Below are 20,855 nucleotides of genomic sequence, written 5' to 3' on the forward strand. Positions count from 1 at the left end.
AATGAGTTTATCTTACAAGTTTTGAGTATCATAGATATATAGACTTTGTAAGAAGTATAGTATGAAAAATAAAAGAGCTAAATAGTTATTCAAAAGATAGTTATATAAGCTATCTATCCAAATCTTCTAAAACTAGCATTTCCCTTCTATTTTTGTTATCTTTAAAATTTTGCATTTTATAGACTTATCAAAAACAGGTTTTAATGGATTTACATTGGATAGATATTAGTATTTTTATTGTTTACTTTATTGCTCTTTTAGCTATTGGTTTCTATTTTTATCGTACCAACAAATCAGACGAAGATTATTATGTAGGTGGGCGAGGACTTTCAGCAGGACATATTGGACTTTCCGTAGTAGCAACAGATGTAGGTGGAGGTTTTTCAATTGGACTAGGTGGACTAGGTTTTTCCATAGGAATTGCAGGAAGTTGGATGTTATTTACAGGTCTTTTGGGGGCATGGTTAAGTGCTGTTTATTTAATTCCAAAAATTTACCCTATTGCTAGAAAGAAAAAACTGCTTAGTTTTCCACAAGCTGTCGAACATTATTATACAAGAGATGTGGCACTGGCTGCAGGAATTATCTCTCTCATTGGTTATGTAGGTTTTTCTAGTAGTCAGATTTTGGCTGGTGCAAAACTGGCTTCAGCTACTTTTCCAACAGCTATTACATTAGAACAAGCTGTTTGGGCAATGGGCGTTGTGGCTGTTCTTTATACAGTATTTGGTGGAATAAAAGCTGTAATTTATACCGATACAGTGCAATGGATTATCTTACTTACTGGACTTGTCGGAATTGGTCTTCCAATGGGTTATTTTTTCGTTGGTGGAATGGAAGGAATAAGAGAATATTTACCTGCTCAAATGTTATCTTTCGGAAATATTACGGTTTCTCAAGTCATAAATTGGTTTATTACGATTGTACCGATTTGGTTTGTCGGAATGACACTTTATCAACGAATTTATGCAGCAAAAGATGAAAAAACAGCGATTCGTGCTTGGCGAATTGCAGGTATTTTCGAATATCCGTTTATGGCTTTTATGGGTGTTTTGTTAGGAATGTTTGCTAAAGTAGCTTATTTACAAGGAGCTTTTGCTGATGCAGGTTTTTCGGTGGCGACGGCTGCAACTAATCCGTTAGATGCTGAAATGGGATTGCCTCTTTTGCTTCGCACTATGCTTCCTGTTGGTTTGATGGGACTTATGCTTTCAGCTTATTTTTCTGCGATTATGTCGACGGCAGATAGCTGTTTGATGGCTGCTTCTGGAAACTTAATGACAGATATTATTGGTCGTTTCAAAAAGAAAATGGCAAGTAATTTAGTTCTTTCTCAACTCCTTACTTTTGTAATTGGTGCTTTTGCAATTGTACTTGCATTGCACATGCAAAACGTTTTAGAATTGATGCTTTATTCGTATGCTTTTATGGTTTCAGGTTTGTTTGTACCTGTTTTGGCTATGCTTTTTATCAAAAATCCAAGTCCTACTGCTGCCTTAGTAGCAATGATTGGAGGAGGAACAACAACCCTAATTTTGATTTTAATGCAGAAGTTAGAAAACTTGAAATTACCTTATGATTTGGATGCAAATCTTTTTGGAATAACTATTTCTATTATACTTTTTGCAATTGTTCATATATCAGTTTCTAAGAAGTAGAACATATTTTTTCTAGTTCAAGTTTCAATGCTTGAACTAGAAAAATAGTATGAGTATACAAATTATTAAGCATTCATATTTTTCCATTCCAAAAAACGCATATCTAGTATTTTGGCTACTTTTTCATAATTTTGCCACGTGTCTTCTACTAGATACATGCAATCGTGTTGAGGAAAAATTTTTCTATAATCTTCAATATATTTTCCAGTTGCATAATAGGCATCCGTAAATTTTTTGGCTTTTGGATTGAGCATATCATCAGAAATAACACCATCCCAAAGTTCACTAAAAATACAGCAAGAAATAGTACGTTGCATAAGATGTCTGATTTGCAAACCTGCTTCATCTTCAAAATCTTCACTGGCAAGGTCATTTTGAACTATCCATCCTAAAAACATGCCGATGTGTGTATGTGCATGAGTAAGAGAAAGATCCATAAATTCTTCTTTCTTTTGGTGGTCGTTGGCTTTATCGTATAGCATTTTTTTTTATTTTGTTCGTTTGGAGAATAAGTGGTTTTATAAAGACATATCGTAGTATTTTATGAAGAGTTCTTTTATAGTTTGTTCTAGATTTTCCTCTGTTTCTAAATGCTTATTGTTAAGCAAAAGATAAGCACTATTTGATGAAGATCTTCTATGAGAAAAATACTTAGGGGAAAAACATCGAAGCATAATTTTACTATATACTTTAAATCTTTTAGACATTGCGACTTCTTCATTTTCAGAATTTGCACCAACAAAACCGAATGAAGAAATATCATTTTTGTTAAGTAGCCAAAACATTACTTCAATATTAGTGGCAATTACACGAGCTACATCATTAAAACCACTCAAAAGTTGGTATCTTCGATCTGATTGTTCGTGATTTTTTAGATAAAATTTTACTACAAACATATAGTAATCATACTCTTCTACTCGGATGATATATCGATTATTAAAACGACACTTAAAAGCAAATTTATGTAATTTGTTGTAAGGTTCGGTAGGAGTTTTAGTATGTCCTAAATAATTGAACTTGTAGGGAGTATTAAACATAACTTATATTCTGTATTCATAAGCAGAAGGTCTTTCTTCCCACATTTCCTGTTCTGTAATAGTTTCAAATATATCTCCTTCTTTTGTTGGTCTATCTAATTTTTCGAATTCTTTTTTGACTTTTTTACAGTACCATTTAGAAGGAAAGTAGAACATTACTTTCATAGGATAGAAAATAAAATACCATATTCTATTTTTTCTTTTTATCAAGTTAAAGTTAGCTTCAAATTCTTCAACTCCAATTAATGTTTCATCATAAGCAATTCGACTTTTTCTGTACTCCTCTGCATTTGTAAAGCTAACTTTTTGGGAATAGACTTCACGTATCAAGAAATATACAAATAAAGCAATTATCCAAAAAGCTACATATAAGACAGGAGAGAAGATTATTATCAAAGACTTTTTAAGAAAATTATGTGCATTCTTTTCAGAAAACAAGGCTATGATAGTTCTTGACAAATTATCTAATTCTAATGGTGCAGTATTCATGAGGTATAAGTTTATTTAAAATCTATAACCCTAACCATAATTAAAAAATTAAAGTTTTGCAGTTCAACCTTTGAAAAAATAAGTAGCTCATAAATTTATATAAGCTACTTAGTTTTAAAATTAAAATACACAAAAATCAATCTAAAAAATTAATTCTTAATACAATTCAGGAAACTGTTCTGGATTAAACTCATGCATCAAATTATAAGCAGCTTCTGTAATGTCTTCTGGATTAGGTTTAGAGAAATAATCTCCATCTGTTGCATACGCAGGACGGTGGTCACGAGCTGATATACAAACTGGCTTAGAATCTAAGAAACGATACGCATTTTGTTCATCTAAAACTTTTTGCATCATATAAGCTGTCCCTCCACCTGATACATCTTCATCTGCAAAAATAACACGATTGGTCTTTTTGATAGATTCCAAAATGGCATGATGACGATCAAAAGGAAGTAAAGTCTGAACATCAATAACTTCAATATTTACACCTAATTTTTCTAACTGCTCGGCTGATTCCATCACAATTCTACACATAGAACCATAGGTAACAACAGTAACATCACTACCTTCTCTCAAAATTTCTGGAACACCTAAAGGAACAGTAAATTCTCCTACATTATCAGGTGTTGTTTCCTTCAAACGGTAACCATTCAGACATTCAATAATAAGTGCAGGGTCGTCAGATTTGAGCATCGTATTGTAAAAACCTGCTGCTTGTGTCATATTACGAGGAACTAAAACATAAATTCCACGCAATGCACCCAAGATAGTTCCGATAGGCGAACCTGCATGCCAAACGCCTTCTAAACGATGTCCACGAGTACGAATAATCAATGGTGCTTTTTGTCCTGCTTTTGTACGGTAACGCAAACAAGCCAAATCATCAGACAAAATCTGTAAGCCGTATAGTAAATAATCTAAATACTGAATTTCCGCAATCGGACGCAATCCACGCATTGCCATTCCAATTCCTTGTCCCATAATAGTAGCTTCACGAATACCTGTATCAGTAATTCTGCTTTCTCCAAACTGCTCTTGCAGACCTGCAAAGGCTTGATTTACATCACCAATTCTTCCTACATCTTCTCCAAAAGCAACAACTAAAGGATTATTTTCAAATGCTTTTATAAAACAAGATTGTAAAACTTCTCTACCATCAACTACTGGACTCTCATCGCTATATGTTGGCTTTATTTCTTCTACTTTTAAAGCTGAAAGCTCAGTTTCAGAATGCAAATGAGAATTATAACGGTCGTAATTTTCTTCTTTTGTTCTGTCTAAAAATAATTTTAAATCTACACGAATCGGATTTTCTAATTCATTTTTCAATGTTCTCAAAGCTGCTTTTACGGCTTTGATTGTATCCAAACGCATAGCATTGAGTGTAGTTTTTAATGTCGAATGAATTTCTAATAATTCATTTTTGACAGTATTATTTAAAGACTGATTTGCGCCTTTTTCTAATAAATTTAATGCTTCATCTTGGTCTGCTTTCATAGCTTCATTGAAGGCTTTCCAAGCATAATTTCTTGCATCTCTAGCTCTAGCAAATGATGTTTTTTCTATTTCATCTAATTCTTCTTCGTTTGCAATGCCTTCTTCTAAAATCCATTTACGCATTTGCACCAAACAATCAAATTCTTTTTCAAACTCTAAGCGTTCTTTTGGCTTATAACGAGTATGCGAACCCGAAGTAGAGTGTCCTTGTGGTTGTGTAACTTCTTCTACATGAATCAAAACAGGCTGATGTTCAGTTCGACAAAGATGAGCTGCTTTTGCATAAACTCTACACAATTCTGCATAATCCCACGCTTTTACTTTAATAATTTCGTAACCTTTGTTATTTTCATCTCTTTGAAAACCTGCCAAGACATCCGAAATACTTTCCTTTGTAGTTTGATATTTTTTAGGAACAGAAATTCCATATCCGTCATCCCAAACAGACATTAAAACAGGAACTTGCAAAACACCCATTGCATTAATAGCTTCCCAAAAAAGACCTTCTGAGGTAGAAGCATCGCCAATTGTTCCAAAGGCAATTTCATTTCCATTTTTAGAGAAGTTTGTATATTCTGATAAAATATCAGCATTTTGACGATATGTTTTTGAAGCCAAAGCCAAACCAACCAAACGAGGCATTTGTCCTGCTGTTGGAGAAATATCTGCACTAGAGTTGTATTGCTCAGTTAAGTTTTTCCAATTACCATTTTCATCTATTGAACGAGTAGCAAAGTGTCCGTTCATTTGTCTTCCTGCTGATGCAGGCTCTACTTCTAGGTCTGTGTGAGCATAAAGCTGTGCAAAATATTGCTCTAAAGTAATTTCTTCTAATGCCAACATAAAGGTTTGGTCACGGTAATATCCCGAACGAAAATCTCCTTTTTGAAACGCTTTTGCCATTGCAATCTGTGGAACTTCTTTTCCATCTCCAAAAATTCCGAACTTGGCTTTTCCTGCAAAAACTTCCTTTCGTCCTAATAAACTGGCATTTCGGCTTTCCCACCCAATTCGATAATATTTTAAAACATCGTTAGGGTCAAAACTTGTATTTTGGTTTGTAGACGAGTTTGTATTTTTAGGAGTCGATTCTTTCAGCGTTTCTTTTGTTTGCATAACTTTAGGTGGCTTATTTTTTATAGATTTTATATGTGTGTTTATTTTTTTGTATTCTTATCTTAACCGTCGTTGAGTTTCAAATGAAACCGTCAACGAGGAAAATAGTATTTTGTGTTCTTACAAATTTAACAAACCAAACGCAGATTTGGAAATTTGAGAATTTAATAAAATTAAGAGTTCATAAGACATTCATTTTGAGGTATTTATATTTTACAATAGCTTTTATAAGCTCTTAATGCTATTTTCTTGGTTTTTGTTTTGGAGAATTTGGAAAATTCAGAAGAGATTTTAGAAATTTTAGAAATTATAAAAAAGATAAAATTTATTTTACTTTAAATTTACAATACTACATATAGACATCATTAGGAAGTGATTTAGCTTCGCTGAGGGTTACACCGTTCTCAAAAACGAACGAAACGCTTCCTCAGAAGCGTGATATTGCTTAAATCACGCTTCTGAGGAAGCGTTTCGTTCAACTCTAGGGAGTTGAACACACTATGTTTCGCTAAAAAGTCGGAAGAGCCATATATTTTATAAATTGCATCAAAAAAGCCTTCATTTCTATAAATTAGAAACGAAGGCTTTTGCTTTTTTGGATTCAACTGATAAATCACAACGTTTAGGAAATACTTATGCTTTCTCTAAAACCAATACAATTTTATTAAAATCGGCTGCTGCATTGATTACTTTTCTATAATCTTCAAAGTCCTCTAAAGGAAGATAAATTTCATAATAGTATTCAAAAATATCAACTGTTATGGTATTTCCTTCTTGTTTGTAATTAGAAATAAAACCACAGTTTTTCTTATCTCCTTCTTGATTTGGCTTATCAAAAACAACGTTTAACTTCAAATCATCTATATTTTTGACTTTGTAACCTTCTGGAACTTCAAAAGTTAGTTTTCTTTTGTAGATTCTGTTGTGTCCATTTTCTACAGCTAGTTTTCTTTCTTTTTCTTGATAAAGTTCTGATTGAGGTCCTATACATTTTCCAATGGTGAAAAGATATTTATTACCTGCTTTTTCTATCCATGATTTAGACGAAAAATTGGTTTTGATAGCAAACTCGTTTTCTAAAAGGTCTGTATTCATTAATTCATTTTCTAATTTAATATCTTCAAACTCTGCATCTGCTGAAAGCCCTCTCAAAACATTTTCTATCATTTCAGTACGTTTTTCTTCTGATAGATAAGGAATAATTGGTTGAAGCCCCACAGCCGAAAGTCCACCAAAGCCATATTTAAGTTTAGCTTCTACGGCATCCATATCTTCATTAAATTTCATTTTAAGATTGATATTACTGAAATTTTGGTCGCCTTCTAGGGGTTCTATTTCTCTGACTGTTCCCAATCCAAATACTTCATCTCCTACTTTCATTTTACGAATAAAAAGTCCGTCAGTAGCTGTCCATGTATCAGGTACAATTCCATAACGATATAAAGGAACAGCAGGTACAAGGTATTTTTTTGTATTTGGAAAATAAATCAAAAACTCTCGCATATTTCCCCAATAATCAAAATCGCCATCAAATCTGACTTCACTTCTATCAGAAGTCAAAACAAGTTCATAAGGCACTTCAGCCAATTCTAACATTGTAGTAAAAAGACGAACTAAACCTCGTTCATTAGCAATTTTTGTTTTCTCAATTTCTTCTATATTCGAAAAATCAGCAGCAGGAGATTCTGTTCCTTGAATCTTTACTTTCAAGTAATTTTCAATCTTGCGAATACGTGTTTCTTCTGTATCTTTATCCTTTATTTCTACTTCTTTGTAGATTTTTTTGAGTGATTTTAGTTCTTTTTTATCTCTTGTTTGACAAAAGACACTATAAATTTGTCTAGCTGCGTCCGTAAAAGTATAAAAGCGTTGGCGAGAACTAGTAGCCAAATTATAAGCTAATTTATAATCTACTCTCATTTTATTTGGATCTGCATACGCAAAAGGTTCTCCATTCAGAGGTGCAATGCTATCTACTTCTATACGTTGAATTCGCTTTTCATTTTTGGTATCTTCTATAAGTTCTGCATCAGCTAAACCGTTATAACTTTTTACTTCAAAATCTAAAAAAGAAGGACTGATAAGTTCAAAAGAAATATTTTTAGTAGGTGTACTACTTTGCATATATTCTCTTCCTTCTTGATTTCCACCAAAAATAGGTTCTTTAGTTGTATAAAAATATTCAATTTCGCTTCCCTTTTCTATTCCTTCGATGGCAAACATTTTATAACCACGCCCAGATTCTTCATCTTTTATTTCTTTCAAATTATTTTGGTCAGAAATAACTACTTTACCATCTGGAGAAATAGAACGCACTTTTAGTTTTTCTAGTGTTCCTTCTCCCAACGGAATGAAGATAGCATTATAACGTTCAACAGCATCTGTACTTCCGAGCCAACGAATTACGTGATGTGTTTTATACAGAATTACTTTTTCTTCGTCTGCTAAATAAAAATATTCTATCATATTTTTATCTAAAAAAACAACTGAACCTCCGTTTTCTAAGTGTGAAGGAACTTCATTTCTCTTTCTGTTTTCTTCCCAGTCATAATCTGCGTATTGGTGTTTGTCATTGTCTGCAAAAACTGACAAAGTAGAAAAAAAAGTAAAGGTAAATAAGACTACAAAGAGTAGATTTGATTTAATTAAATTCATAGAATAAATAAAGGAATGATTGGTATAATGAATAATTCAGTACAGTTTTTTAAAACAAGAAAAGCATTTTTCTTTTTTCGAAAAATGCTTTTTATAATTAAAACAATAAACCTATAAGGTTTTCAGAAACCTTATAGGTTTTATAGCTTTGAAAATTAAATATCAAAATATCTAAAGAACATATCTAAACGTTCTTTTTGAATATCTGCATCTGGATTTTCTTGGAACTTAGCAATAACACGATATTCGAAACGCTCTAAAGTTGCTAAAATAGGTGTAAGCTCCGTTTTATCTAATTTTAGAGTAAGTTTGATAAGGTTGCTATCATAGGGATCTGTGTCTACATAACTACTCAAAATTTTGGTGTTATTTTCTTCTATCAATCGACTAATATGCGCCAAAGAATAATCTCTGTAATTCATTGACATAACAAGTATTGCACCTGCACTTTGGTTAGCAAAAGTACGTGCAAAGGCTGCTAGGGTATCTCTTACCGTAATCACACCTACAAAAATGTTACTTAAGTCTACAACAGCAATAATGCGTAAATTATGGTCAGTTGCTAGTCGCATAACATCATAAAAATGTTGGTCTTCTCCTACAAAAACATCTTCATATAAAGGTTCGATAGCATCAATAGTTGCATCTGGATTGTTGATTTCGTAGAGCATATCTTCTGTAATAATGCCTTTATAAACATTATTTTCAACGATAGGTAGCTGCGTAATTCTGAACGCATCCATCCAATTAAGAGCCTTTTTGACACTGTCCTGACTTTTTAATGGAGGAATCATTTCATTTATAAGGTCAGCAGCGACCATAATAGAAGTAGTAGTATTATATGTATCGGTCATAGTGGTTGTTTTTTGAATAAGGCAATACTAGCAAAAATGGCTTTTTATTAATTTTACTTCAATTTATTTGGAAATTGAAAGTTTATAAAAAACAAAACACAACTATTTTGCTACTATATAGAATAACAATTTGTATGCTAATTTATTTAGAAAAGCTATTATTTTTAGTTAAATAGCTTATTCAAATTATTTTTAGTAAAAAAATGTTCACTTTTTATGTTTCGTTTTATATTGATTTTTATTTTTTAGTCTATTTCAAATCCATCCACTATTTTTATTCTTAACTCTATGCAATTATTTTAACGAAAAATTAAACTAATGTAGCTGTTTTTTCTAATGGATTTTTTCTTAAAAACTCATCAAAGTACGCATTGAAAATAGCTGAATGTTCCATCATAGGTGCATGTCCACATTTATCAATAAAACGAAGTTCACTATTTCTTAAAAGCCTATGAAATTCATGAGCTACTAAAGGTGGTGTAATTGTATCATTGAGTCCCCAAACCAAAAGAGTAGGAATATTTATTTGTGGAATTTCTTTAGCCATGTTGTTGCGTTGTGCCGAACGAGCAATCGTAATCATTCGTAAGCATTTTGCATTATTGTTTGTTACTTCAAATACGTCATCTACTAGCTCTTTCGTTGCAACTTTTGGGTCGTGGAAGGTATATTGTACTTTTTCTTTGATATACTCGTAGCTTCCACGCTTAGGAAAAGAGCCTCCCATACCATTTTCAAAAAGTCCTGAACTACCTGTCAAGACCATTCTTTTAGATATTTCTTTGTTGCGAAGCATAAAAATAAGAGCCAAATGTCCTCCTAAAGAATTTCCTACCAAAGTCATATCTTTTAAGTCTTCCATTTGTACAAAACCTTCTACAAAATCTATAAGTCCTTCTAAATGCGCCTTTCGCAAAGAAATAGTATAAATAGGCATCATCGGAATCAAGACTCTGTAATTTTTGGAAAAATGAGCTACTACGCCCTCCCAATTACTCATCTCACCAAAAAGTCCATGTAGAAGCAAAAGCACTTCTCCTTCTCCTTCATCTATATATTGATAGCCTCCTTTTTCTTTTATCGTCATGCCTATGAAATTAAATGTATAATGAGTTTAGATATATTAAACGACAAATTTACAAAAATTATATATTCTAAAAGTCGCTATCTACAAACATAGCATAATTCTATTCATTATTCAACCTGTTTTTTTTTGTTTAGTTAGAATTTTTGAAAAAACAAAACCCTAAGAATCATTGAGAAATTTAGGGCTTTAAATAATGATTAAAGTAGTGTAAACCAAATTAGTCTCTTCTTCCCATCAGCATTGAACCATAATAAAGTAATGTTGCTAAAGAACTTAGTGCAGCTACTACATACGTCATGGCAGCCCAAGAGAGTGCGCCTTTTGCCATCGAATATTCTTGTGGATTGACTATATTTTCATCTTTTATCCATTTTAAAGCTCTTCTACTAGCATCAAATTCAACTGGTAAAGTAATAAAACTAAAAAGTGTAGAAACAGCTAAAGCTAAAACACCAGCAGCCAAAACATAGGGGATATTAGCAAAAAATAAAAGACCAATTCCAATCATTAATAAAAAAGGAGTAAACCGATTTGTTATATTCAGAACTGGAACCATCGCCGAACGAAAACCTAAAAAAGCATACGCTTTTGCATCCTGAACAGCATGTCCACATTCGTGAGCAGCTACAGCAACAGCAGCAGCATTACGACCATGATAAACAGCTTCACTTAAATTTACTGTTTTATCACTTGGATTATAGTGGTCAGTAAGTCTACCAGCTACAGAAAGAATTTTTACGCCTCTTATTCCATTGTCGTTTAGCATTCTTTGAGCTACTTCTGCTCCACTCATATTGGAAGCTAAAGGAGTTTGAGAATATTTTTTAAAGCGATTTCTAAACATATATTGTACGCCCATGCTTATCAGACCTACAACAATTATTAATATATAACCTCCAGTCATTTTATCTAAAAGATTTAGTTTAAAAAATAATGTATAACAGACATCCCTGTCTGTTGCATTGTAAAATACTGTTTTTTAACAGACTAGGAAGTCTGTTATACTTTCTAACCTTAAACGAAAATAAGTAAAAGTTGTTTCTCTTTTTATAAAAAATATAATTTGAAAATTGATACACAAAAAAACTCCAAAAATCACTAAATTTGAATCAAAAGTAGCTGACAGCTTCCAAAGTATCATAAAAAAAATTCAATAAATTATTTTCTTACAATACTTAGAAAGCATTAGCTACTTCACTTTAACCCAACTAAAAACTCATGTACGACACACTTCAACCTTTTTTAGAAAAGGAATTACAAGAAATAAAAGATGCAGGACTTTATAAAAAAGAACGCATCATCACAACGCCACAATCAGCAGCCATCAAAACGCAAAGCACAGGCGAGGTAATCAATTTTTGTGCAAATAATTATTTAGGACTTTCTTCAAACCCTCGTGTTTTGGAAGCTGCAAAAAAAGCTATTGATACACATGGCTTTGGACTTTCATCGGTTCGTTTTATTTGTGGAACACAAGATTTACACAAAGAATTAGAACGCAAAACAGCCGAATTTTTGGGAACAGAAGACTGTATCTTGTATGCAGCAGCTTTTGATGCAAACGGTGGAGTTTTTGAGCCTCTTTTGGGAGCAGACGATGCTATTATTTCAGATGCCTTGAATCACGCTTCTATTATTGATGGCGTTCGTTTGTGTAAAGCAAAGCGTTTTCGTTACGAACATAATAACATGGCAGACCTTGAAAAACAACTTCAAGATGCCGATGCAGCAGGCGCAGTTCAAAAAATGATTGTTACAGATGGTGTTTTTTCAATGGACGGAACAATTGCACAACTAGATAAAATCTGTGATTTGGCTGATAAATATAAGGCTCTAGTTATGGTAGATGAATGTCATTCGTCTGGTTTTATTGGAAAAACAGGACGAGGAACACACGAGTACAGAAATGTAATGGGTAGAATTGACATCATTACAGGAACATATGGAAAAGCTCTTGGAGGTGCTTCAGGTGGATTTACGGCAGCCAAAAAGGAAATTGTAGAAATGCTTCGCCAACGTTCTCGTCCTTATTTATTTTCAAATACGGTTGCACCACCGATTGTGGGTGCTTCTATTGAAGTTTTGAATGTCTTGATGGAATCTACGCAGCTTAGAGATAAGCTAGAAGAAAGTACAAAATATTTTAGAGAAAAAATGAGTGCAGCAGGTTTTGATATTGTAAAAGGCGAACATCCAATTGTTCCTGTGATGCTTTATGATGCGCCACTTTCTCAAAAATTTGCCGAACGACTTTTGGAAGAAGGAATTTATGTAATTGGTTTTTATTATCCCGTTGTTCCTAAAGGAAAAGCTCGTATTCGTGTTCAGATTTCAGCTCTGCATGAGCGTGAGCATTTGGATAAAGCTATCGCAGCTTTTACGAAAGTAGGAAAAGAATTGGGAGTGATTTCGTAAAGCAGAATTACGGATTAAAAATTAAAAATTACGAACGGTTTACTTTTATATAAGCCGTTCGTTTTTTTTATTAAATCCTCGTTGACGACACCGCCTCAACGACGGTTAATTTTTACTATTCCTCCAACCGTCAACGAGCTTAAAAGCGTCGTTGAGGATAAAAAACCACAAAAAATAGTTCCTTCTTCCATTACCAAAAAAGAAAAAATAACTATATTCGGTTTTACTTAACTACTTAAAGGAATAAGAAAATGGATGATAATATAAAAGAAGTTGAAAGACGTATTGAAGAGAATTTGACAAACAAAAAGGTTGAATTAGATTTGTCTGGGTTTGGACTCAAAGGGACAGAAAGTATTTTACACGAACTATGTAATGCTAAACATTTGAAATTCATTGATATATCAGAAAATGAACTATCAGATATTTCATTTATTCAAAATCTTAATTGGTTAGAACAAATTAATTTTGAATCAAATAGAATAAAAGATTTTTCAGCCTTATCCAATATCAATGGATTGAAAGGTCTAGACATCAGTTCTAACCCTGTGTTGAACTACTCTTTTTTAAAAAAACATTCAGGATTAGAACAATTGTATTGTACCAATAATAAAGTATTAAATATTCGTTTCTTAGAAGGTTTAAAAAAAATTGAAGTTCTTTCTTTAGGTTGTAGTATTGGATTTAACGGAAGGATTATTAATTATGAAGTAATAGAATGTTTGAATGAACTAAAGAACCTTTCTCTAATTATTGGAAGCATTGAAGATATTAATTTCTTAAAAGGGTTAACAAAATTAGAAGAAATTGATCTAACATTAAATAATATATGCGATATTTCTCCTTTAAGCAATTTAAAATTATTGAGAAAAGTCCATATGGCTCACAACCAAATAAATAATATTGCTCCATTAGAAGAATTAAAAAATATAGAAGATCTCAATTTAGCAGTTAATAGCATAAAGAATATTTTTCCTCTGCAAAAATTAATCAAAATCAAGTTATTAGATTTAGGTTTGAATGAAATTGAGGATATATCTGTATTAAAAGGGTTAAGCAACATAAAACAATTAAATATTGCTCATAATCCTGTAAATAATATTGCAGTCCTATCTAATTTACATACTTTAAAAGTTCTTGATATTACAGAAAACGATATAAAAGATAGCATGTTCTTGAGTAAATTAAAAAAAATAGAAGAACTTAGTATTGGTAAAAATGCTAGTACAATATCTCTTTTTATAAGAAAAAATAAAAACCTTAAAAAACTTAAAATAAGCTTTACAAATATAGAAGATGTTGAATTCATCAAAAATCATGATAAATTAGAAAGTATAAGCTTGGAGCTTAACAATTTAAAAGACATCTCTTTTTTAGAAGATCTAAAATATTTAAAAAATGTAAGTTTAGCTTATAATGAAATAGATAAAGTAGATTCTCTACTTAAACTATCTAGCATTTCAAAATTAGATTTATCAAGCAACAGAATAGATTATATTCCTATTTCTTTTCTAGATAATTTTGATAATCTAAAAGAATTATATTTGAAAGATAACCCAATAAAAAATATCCCAAAAGAAATATTTGATAAAGATGAAAATGTATTAGAAGAAGTAAAAAACTACCTAAAATCTATAGAAAAAGAAGAAGACCGAAAAGAACTCAATGAAGCCAAACTAATTTTTGTAGGAGTAGGAGAAGTAGGAAAAACAGAGCTTTCAGAAGCATTAAGTGAAACAGAATATAAATTTGAAGGAGGTAGAAAGTTTACAAAAGGTATTCGTATAAAACCTTGGCAGTTAGTAGATTGTAAGCGAGAAGAACAAAAAATAGATTTTATAGCTCATATTTGGGATTTTGCAGGACAGGAAATAAACTATGGCACACATCAGTTTTTTCTTACCAAAAATTCAATTTATGTTTTTGTATGGGAAACTCGTAAGGGAGAAGATCAATCAAAATTTGCGTATTGGCTGCGTATTGTATCGCTACTTTCCAAAAATGCGCCTATTTTGGTCGTTCAAAATAAAATAGATGAAATAGTAAGCGAAGTAAATCAAAAACAATGGAAAGAACAGTTTCCTAATATTGTGGGTTTTTATAAAACGTCTTGTAAGGAAGGTACAGGCATTGATGCGCTACGAACAGAGATACAAAACCAGCTTTTGCAGCTTCCACACACTAGAGAAATTTGGAATAAATACAGAGTTGCTGTACGTGATGAGCTTGTAGAAATGAGTAAAGAAACTGATTATATTAGCTACAAAGACTATTTGAAAGTCTGTGAAAAACATACAGTTTCAAAAGAAGATGCGTCATTTTTGAGCGACCAACTTCATAACATTGGTTCTGTACTTCATTTCTCGGAAGAAGCAAGATTAAAAAATACTGTTGTTCTCAATTCAGAATGGGTAACTGATGCAGCTTATTTGCTTTTAGACACCAAAAAAGTAACAAACGGACGTTTTGATTTTGATAATTTGGATACGATTTGGAGTGATGAGCGTTTTGATGAAAAGCATGAGTTTTTGATAAATCTAATAGAGAAGTTCGAACTCATTTTTAAGCTCAATGAAGCCGATGTATATATCGTTCCTGAAGGTTTGCCAGTAGAAGAACCAATAGGTGTAGCAGAAATAAAACCTACTTTTGAAAACGAAAAAACTAAATATTTGCGTTTTGAATATCATTATCCTTTTATGCCAAAGGGAATTTTGAGTCGTTTTATTTGTCGTCTGCACGAAAATATTTTTAAAGAGTATTTTTGGAAAAATGGCGTTGTGCTTGTTTTGGAAGCTAATAAAAAAGAAACGTTTGCAAAAGTAATTTTGAATGAAGTAGAAAATCCAAAAACAATAAAAATAGAAGTTTGGGGAAAACAAGCTGATAAACTTTTAGCTATCATTCGCAGAAATATAGACCATATTCATAGCAAGTTTGAAGAGCTAGAGATTTTTCAGAAAATTCCTTGTGTTTGTGTGGATTGTAAAGATGCTTCAAAACCTCATTTTTTCAACTATGATAAATTGAAAAAATCACAAGAACGAGGAACAAAACTAAAGCAATGTGTCAATAGTGATGAAAATATAGAAATTGTTATGCTTTTAGATGGAATTGTAGAAACCATTAAAATAGGAGAAAACGAAAAAAGTAAACTTCGCTATTTTATAGAACAAGCAGATTATAGAGATTTCTTTGAATATTTGGACAATATAAAAGTTTCAAATCACGAAATTTCAAAGCTAAAAAAGGAAATGATAGGAGGACAATCAAAATATGATTCTGATTTTCATAATCGTTTGCATGTGTTAATTTCTACTTTGTAAGTAGTTTTTCGGTAGTCCAAAATAGTTCTGAAAATGCCTACTCAACCTTCTTGAGAAGTAGAATTGATAAATGAGCGAAGTTATAATTCAACTGATTAATAAACCTCCAATTATCGGACAGTTCAATAGATATACTTCTAAAACTGATTCTGATTGACTGATTTCTTATGTTATTTCATTTGTAGTATATTTTTCCTAATTATTTTCTTTGTTAGACCAAATATCATTTTTTGATTATCAAAACAAAAGATTTCAACAAAATTTTCTTGTCTTTGTGACAGAATTTTTTCTTGAGTAATTACACTAACAACAACAACCTAGCAAAATTTAACAAAATAAAGAAAACAATTAAATTAATATACTGTTAGTAATAGTGAATTTTATAAATTATATACTTCCGAATGTTATAATTAATTAATTTAAATATTTATTTTATATGTTTTCTTATAAATAATTATCTACAGATAATATAATTATTTATAAATTTTATTGCAACTAAGTTGCATAAACAAAACATTTATTTTTTAAACCTTATTTTATGAAAAAGTCAATTTTAAACTCGTTTAATGACACTTTTCGTATTTTTATTCTGTGCTTGACAATTGGATTGTCATTTAGCATTGTACTTAGTTCTTGTTCTGACGATGATGACGATCCTGATCCTGATCCTACTCCAACTAATACCATTGCTCAAGTGGTAGCTGCTGAGTCCGATTTCTCTTCACTTTTAGCAGCTCTTCAAAAAGCTGAACTTGTATCTACTTTTGAAGGAACAACAGAATATACTGTTTTTGCTCCTACAAATACAGCCTTTAGTGCTTTTCTTGTTGAGCAAGGAGTTACTTTAGAAGAACTGACAAAAGAGCAACTAACTGAAATTTTGACCTATCATGTTGTATCAGGCGATAGAAAGAGCAGTACTTTTACAGATGGTGCTACTCTTCCAACTCTAAATTCAGGTGAATCACTAAGTATTTCGGTAAATGGAAATGCTATTATGGTAAATGATGCCAACGTGACTGCTGCTGATACTGATACAAAAAACGGTGTTATTCATACGATTGATAAAGTTCTTGTTCCTAGTGATTTTACTTTAGAACCTGAAACACCTTCTATTGTAGGAATTGCTACTGGAAATCCAGATTTTAGTATTTTGGTAGAAGCTCTTCAAAAAGCAGATTTGGTTTCTACGTTAGACGGAACAACAGCATATACTGTTTTTGCGCCTACTAATGCTGCTTTTGAGGCTCTTTTTACTGAACTTGGTGTGGATGGAATTGCTGATATTGATGTAGCAACCCTAACTCCTATTTTGCTTTATCATGTAGCAAATGGAACACTTACATCTTCACAAATCAATGCTGGTACGTTAGCTACTCTTAATACAGATGCTTCTATTGAAGTAACTGTAGATGGAAGTACCATTACATTGAATGAAGATACACAGGTTACACAAGCTGACATTTCGGCTTCAAATGGAGTAGTTCATGTAATCAATAAAGTTTTAGTTCCTCCAACTGAAGAAACTAATACAATTGCTGACATTGTAACAGCAGATACAAACTTTAGTATTTTGTTGCAGGCTTTACAAGCTGCCAATCTTACGAGCGCAGTAGCTAATGCAGATGCAAATCTTACTGTTTTTGCGCCTACTAATGCTGCTTTTGAGGCTTTTATTGCTGCAAATGCTGATATTAATTCGACAGAAGATTTATTGAATAGCCCTAATCTTTCAAATATCTTGTTGTATCACGTACTTGGAACTAAACAAATGGCTGCTGATTTATCTCAAAGTCCTTTTTATGTTTCTACATTAAGTCCTGCAACTTTTGAGGGAAGAACTGATGAAACAGTTTCTTTGCTTGTAGATGGAACAGATGGTGTGAAACTAAATGGAACACAAAATATTAGTGTTACACAAGCTGATATGGATGCTGATAATGGTGTTATTCACGTTATTGATAATGTACTTATGCCTCCAAATGTAGTAGAATTAGCTCAACAAAATGGTGGATTTACCGAATTGGTAGCTGCTGTTTTGCGTGCAGATTTGGCGACAACTGTAGCAACAGCTAATCCAATTACTGTTTTTGCACCGACTAACGCAGCTTTTGATTCTTTATACATTGCTTTGGGTATAAATGGAATAGATGAGATTGATGTGCCGACCCTTACAGGTATATTACAACATCATGTAGCCAGTGAAAACTTAGCTGCAAGTGATTTATCAGACGCACAAACTATTACTACACTGAATGGTAACGTAGAAGTAAGTATTGCTGAGGGAGTAGTAACTTTAGTGGGAGCAAATTCTTCTGCAAAAGTTGTTCTGACTGATGTACAAGGTACAAATGGTATCGTTCACGTAATTAATAAAGTGCTATTACCCTAACTAAATAACAGAAACCTAAAAATTAAATGAGAATTTAAAATTTAGGACAAATTAGAAATACTAAAAGGCATTTTCTTCTTTTGAGGAAAATGCCTTTTTTTATGGTCAGAGTTACTAGTTTGAGATATTGAGAATGGGAAAGAGTAAAAATTGTCTTTAATTTCCCTCACAAAAATCTTATATTTGTATAAAAATTACTTTTTATTAGTTTAGATAAAGAAAAATAATATACAATGAAAATAGTTTCATTTTTTGCAGGTGCAGGAGGGTTAGATTTAGGGTTTCAAAAAGCAGGTTTTGATGTAATTTGGGCAAATGAATATGATAAAGAAATTTGGGAAACCTATCAAAAAAATCATTCTAACACTTTTCTTGACAAGAGAAGTATTGTAGATATTCCTGCTAATGAAGTTCCTGATTGTGATGGGATTATTGGAGGACCTCCTTGTCAGAGTTGGAGTGAAGCAGGAAAAGCAAGAGGAATAAAAGATAAAAGAGGACAATTATTTTATGATTTTATCCAAATATTAGAAGAAAAGCAACCCAAGTTTTTCTTAGCTGAAAATGTTAGTGGAATGCTTATTTCAAAACATAACCAAGCCTTAGAAGGAATTAAAGAATTATTTAGAAATGCTGGTTTGGGTTATGAGTTATCTTTCAAAATGCTCAACGCTTCTGATTATAATGTTCCACAGGATAGAAAACGAGTTTTTTTTATTGGTATAAGAAAAGACTTAAATTTTAAGTATAAATTTCCGAATGAAAATTTTGAAAAAGTAACTTTAGAAACGGCTATTTCAGATTTGCAAAGCAATGTTTTACCAGCTTTAGAGTTCAATAATACAAATGGTGATAGCTGCAAAATTCCGAACCACGAATATATGATAGGAGGCTTTTCAACTATGTTTATGTCAAGAAACCGAGTGCGAGATTGGAGTGAACAATCTTTTACCATTCAAGCAGGAGGACGACATGCGCCTATTCACCCACAAGCTCCAAAAATGGAATTGGTAGAAAAAGATGTGCGTATTTTTGTTCCCAACTACGAACATTTATACAGAAGATTAAGTGTTAGAGAATGTGCAAGAATTCAGACCTTTCCAGATGATTTTGTCTTTTATTATAAAAAAGTAGCAGCAGGTTATAAAATGATTGGAAATGCTGTTCCTGTGAATTTAGCTTATTTTTTGGCTAAGAGCATAAAAGAACAAATACTGAGTAATCAGAAAAATAATTTTATTCAACAAGAAAAACTAACAGCATGACAAATATTTTAGAGGCAATTTATACTATTGTTCAAAATCCTATTTTTGAAATCAAATCATTTTATACAGGTAGAAACAGAGCAAATAGTGTAGGAGATGCTTTGGAAAACTATATCAAAGATGCGTTTGCAAACTCTTTTCATATAAATGATGAAAAAGAGCGAATGAAATTATTTAATGAAAAATTTTCATGGCTTGGTAGTCAAAATAATCCACCTGATATTATGATAAAAGGAGGAGATGCCATTGAAGTTAAGAAAACACAAAGCGCAAATAGTGATTTGGCTTTAAATAGTTCTTATCCAAAGTCAAATATTAATTCTTTAAGTCCAATGATTACACAAAATTGCAAAAACTGTGAAGACTGGACTGAAAAAGATTTAATTTATTGTGTTGGACATACAACAGATACCACTTTAAAATCTCTCTGGTTTGTTTATGGAAATATTTATGCAGCAAGTCACGAAACGTATCAGAGAATAAAAAATACGATTTCGGCAGGAATAGGCACGATTCCCAATGTAGAGTTTGCAGAAACTAAAGAATTGGGAAGGGTAAATAAAGTAGATTCTTTAGGGATTACAAATTTGAGAATTAGAGGAATGTGGCAGATTCAAAATCCTAGAAAGGTATTTAGTTACTTACATATTCCAACCCAAAAAGAATTTGAATTAGTTTGTATTATGCCAACAGAAAAGTATAATTCTTTTAATGAATCTAGTAGAACAAAAATTGAATCAATTAATAAGATAGAATTTAGCATTGAAAATCAGCAAGTACAAGACCCAAATAACCCTGCAAAATTGATTGATTGTAAATTGATAAAATACATAGTTTAATAAAATGCAAAAAAAGCTTTATTGATTATTACTGGCACTTTAACACAACCACAAAATCAACATATTCCACCAAATTCAAAAAACACAAAACCTCTACTTCACTTCTGATGTTAATTTGTCTGAAAACTCTCTATATTTTTGTTACTTTCGTGGTATAATAGTGTTTCCTTTAAACAAACCGTTAGGTGTTTGACAAAGAACAAAATCAAGACTTTAAAAATC

General features: G+C 31.8%; 14 protein-coding genes. 6 read left to right on the forward strand and 8 right to left on the reverse strand.

Annotation, left to right across the window (positions count from 1 at the left end):
* Positions 1-203 precede the first annotated feature (203 nt).
* Positions 204-1,658, forward strand: a complete 1,455-nt coding sequence (locus V9L04_RS01840; protein WP_338792357.1) for a sodium:solute symporter family protein — start codon at positions 204-206, stop codon at positions 1,656-1,658.
* A gap of 65 nt (positions 1,659-1,723) precedes the next feature.
* Here V9L04_RS01840 and V9L04_RS01845 read toward each other — a convergent pair whose 3' ends face one another.
* From V9L04_RS01845 to V9L04_RS01880, 8 genes are all read right to left on the reverse strand, one after another.
* Positions 1,724-2,140 (reverse strand): hypothetical protein, encoded by a 417-nt coding sequence (locus V9L04_RS01845; protein ID WP_338792358.1) that lies wholly within the window; start codon positions 2,138-2,140, stop codon positions 1,724-1,726.
* A 36-nt stretch (positions 2,141-2,176) separates the two neighbouring features.
* A complete protein-coding gene (locus V9L04_RS01850) occupies positions 2,177-2,695 on the reverse strand; it encodes a hypothetical protein (protein ID WP_338792359.1) in 519 nt (172 codons plus the stop codon).
* 3 nt (positions 2,696-2,698) lie between these two features.
* Positions 2,699-3,184, reverse strand: coding sequence for a hypothetical protein (locus tag V9L04_RS01855; RefSeq protein WP_338792360.1), 486 nt, complete (start codon positions 3,182-3,184; stop codon positions 2,699-2,701).
* 156 nt (positions 3,185-3,340) lie between these two features.
* On the reverse strand, positions 3,341-5,800 hold the full coding sequence (locus V9L04_RS01860) for a thiamine pyrophosphate-dependent enzyme (RefSeq protein ID WP_338792361.1): 2,460 nt from the start codon (positions 5,798-5,800) through the stop codon (positions 3,341-3,343).
* 633 nt (positions 5,801-6,433) lie between these two features.
* Positions 6,434-8,455, reverse strand: a complete 2,022-nt coding sequence (locus V9L04_RS01865; protein ID WP_338792362.1) for a DUF3857 domain-containing protein — start codon at positions 8,453-8,455, stop codon at positions 6,434-6,436.
* 155 nt (positions 8,456-8,610) lie between these two features.
* Entirely contained in the window at positions 8,611-9,309 is a 699-nt protein-coding gene (locus V9L04_RS01870; protein ID WP_338792363.1) for a CBS domain-containing protein, read from the reverse strand.
* 310 nt (positions 9,310-9,619) lie between these two features.
* Positions 9,620-10,402, reverse strand: a complete 783-nt coding sequence (locus tag V9L04_RS01875; protein WP_338794181.1) for an alpha/beta hydrolase — start codon at positions 10,400-10,402, stop codon at positions 9,620-9,622.
* 211 nt (positions 10,403-10,613) lie between these two features.
* Positions 10,614-11,300, reverse strand: a complete 687-nt coding sequence (locus tag V9L04_RS01880) for a zinc metallopeptidase (protein ID WP_338792364.1) — start codon at positions 11,298-11,300, stop codon at positions 10,614-10,616.
* Positions 11,301-11,614: 314 nt separating this feature from the next.
* Here V9L04_RS01880 and kbl point away from each other — a divergent pair, with 314 nt between their 5' ends.
* The 5 genes from kbl to V9L04_RS01905 all read left to right on the forward strand — a co-directional run bounded on the left by kbl (position 11,615) and on the right by V9L04_RS01905 (position 20,633).
* The gene (gene kbl / locus V9L04_RS01885; protein WP_338792365.1) at positions 11,615-12,811 is read left to right on the forward strand and encodes a glycine C-acetyltransferase; all 1,197 of its coding nucleotides are present in this window, start codon (positions 11,615-11,617) and stop codon (positions 12,809-12,811) included.
* Between the two features lie 251 nt (positions 12,812-13,062).
* Positions 13,063-16,137: a COR domain-containing protein gene (locus V9L04_RS01890; protein ID WP_338792366.1), complete on the forward strand. Its 3,075-nt coding sequence runs from the start codon at positions 13,063-13,065 to the stop codon at positions 16,135-16,137.
* Between the two features lie 538 nt (positions 16,138-16,675).
* On the forward strand, positions 16,676-18,529 hold the full coding sequence (locus V9L04_RS01895; RefSeq protein ID WP_338792367.1) for a fasciclin domain-containing protein: 1,854 nt from the start codon (positions 16,676-16,678) through the stop codon (positions 18,527-18,529).
* A gap of 233 nt (positions 18,530-18,762) precedes the next feature.
* The gene (locus V9L04_RS01900) at positions 18,763-19,794 is read left to right on the forward strand and encodes a DNA cytosine methyltransferase (protein WP_338792368.1); all 1,032 of its coding nucleotides are present in this window, start codon (positions 18,763-18,765) and stop codon (positions 19,792-19,794) included.
* On the forward strand, positions 19,791-20,633 hold the full coding sequence (locus V9L04_RS01905) for an NgoPII family restriction endonuclease (protein ID WP_338792369.1): 843 nt from the start codon (positions 19,791-19,793) through the stop codon (positions 20,631-20,633). The genes V9L04_RS01900 and V9L04_RS01905 overlap by 4 nt, the downstream gene beginning before the upstream one ends.
* Positions 20,634-20,855: the final 222 nt, after the last annotated feature.

It is taken from the genome of Bernardetia sp. MNP-M8 (genome assembly GCF_037126285.1).
Lineage (GTDB): Bacteria > Bacteroidota > Bacteroidia > Cytophagales > Bernardetiaceae > Bernardetia.

Coding starts and splice junctions, on each gene's coding strand:
- V9L04_RS01840 (WP_338792357.1), top strand. CDS start 204: ATGGATTTACATTGGATAGATATTAGTATTTTTATTGTTTACTTTATT.
- V9L04_RS01860 (WP_338792361.1), bottom strand. CDS start 5,800: ATGCAAACAAAAGAAACGCTGAAAGAATCGACTCCTAAAAATACAAAC.
- V9L04_RS01895 (WP_338792367.1), top strand. CDS start 16,676: ATGAAAAAGTCAATTTTAAACTCGTTTAATGACACTTTTCGTATTTTT.
- V9L04_RS01855 (WP_338792360.1), bottom strand. CDS start 3,184: ATGAATACTGCACCATTAGAATTAGATAATTTGTCAAGAACTATCATA.
- V9L04_RS01890 (WP_338792366.1), top strand. CDS start 13,063: ATGGATGATAATATAAAAGAAGTTGAAAGACGTATTGAAGAGAATTTG.
- V9L04_RS01870 (WP_338792363.1), bottom strand. CDS start 9,309: ATGACCGATACATATAATACTACTACTTCTATTATGGTCGCTGCTGAC.
- V9L04_RS01905 (WP_338792369.1), top strand. CDS start 19,791: ATGACAAATATTTTAGAGGCAATTTATACTATTGTTCAAAATCCTATT.
- V9L04_RS01845 (WP_338792358.1), bottom strand. CDS start 2,140: ATGCTATACGATAAAGCCAACGACCACCAAAAGAAAGAAGAATTTATG.
- V9L04_RS01880 (WP_338792364.1), bottom strand. CDS start 11,300: ATGACTGGAGGTTATATATTAATAATTGTTGTAGGTCTGATAAGCATG.
- V9L04_RS01850 (WP_338792359.1), bottom strand. CDS start 2,695: ATGTTTAATACTCCCTACAAGTTCAATTATTTAGGACATACTAAAACT.
- V9L04_RS01865 (WP_338792362.1), bottom strand. CDS start 8,455: ATGAATTTAATTAAATCAAATCTACTCTTTGTAGTCTTATTTACCTTT.
- kbl (WP_338792365.1), top strand. CDS start 11,615: ATGTACGACACACTTCAACCTTTTTTAGAAAAGGAATTACAAGAAATA.
- V9L04_RS01900 (WP_338792368.1), top strand. CDS start 18,763: ATGAAAATAGTTTCATTTTTTGCAGGTGCAGGAGGGTTAGATTTAGGG.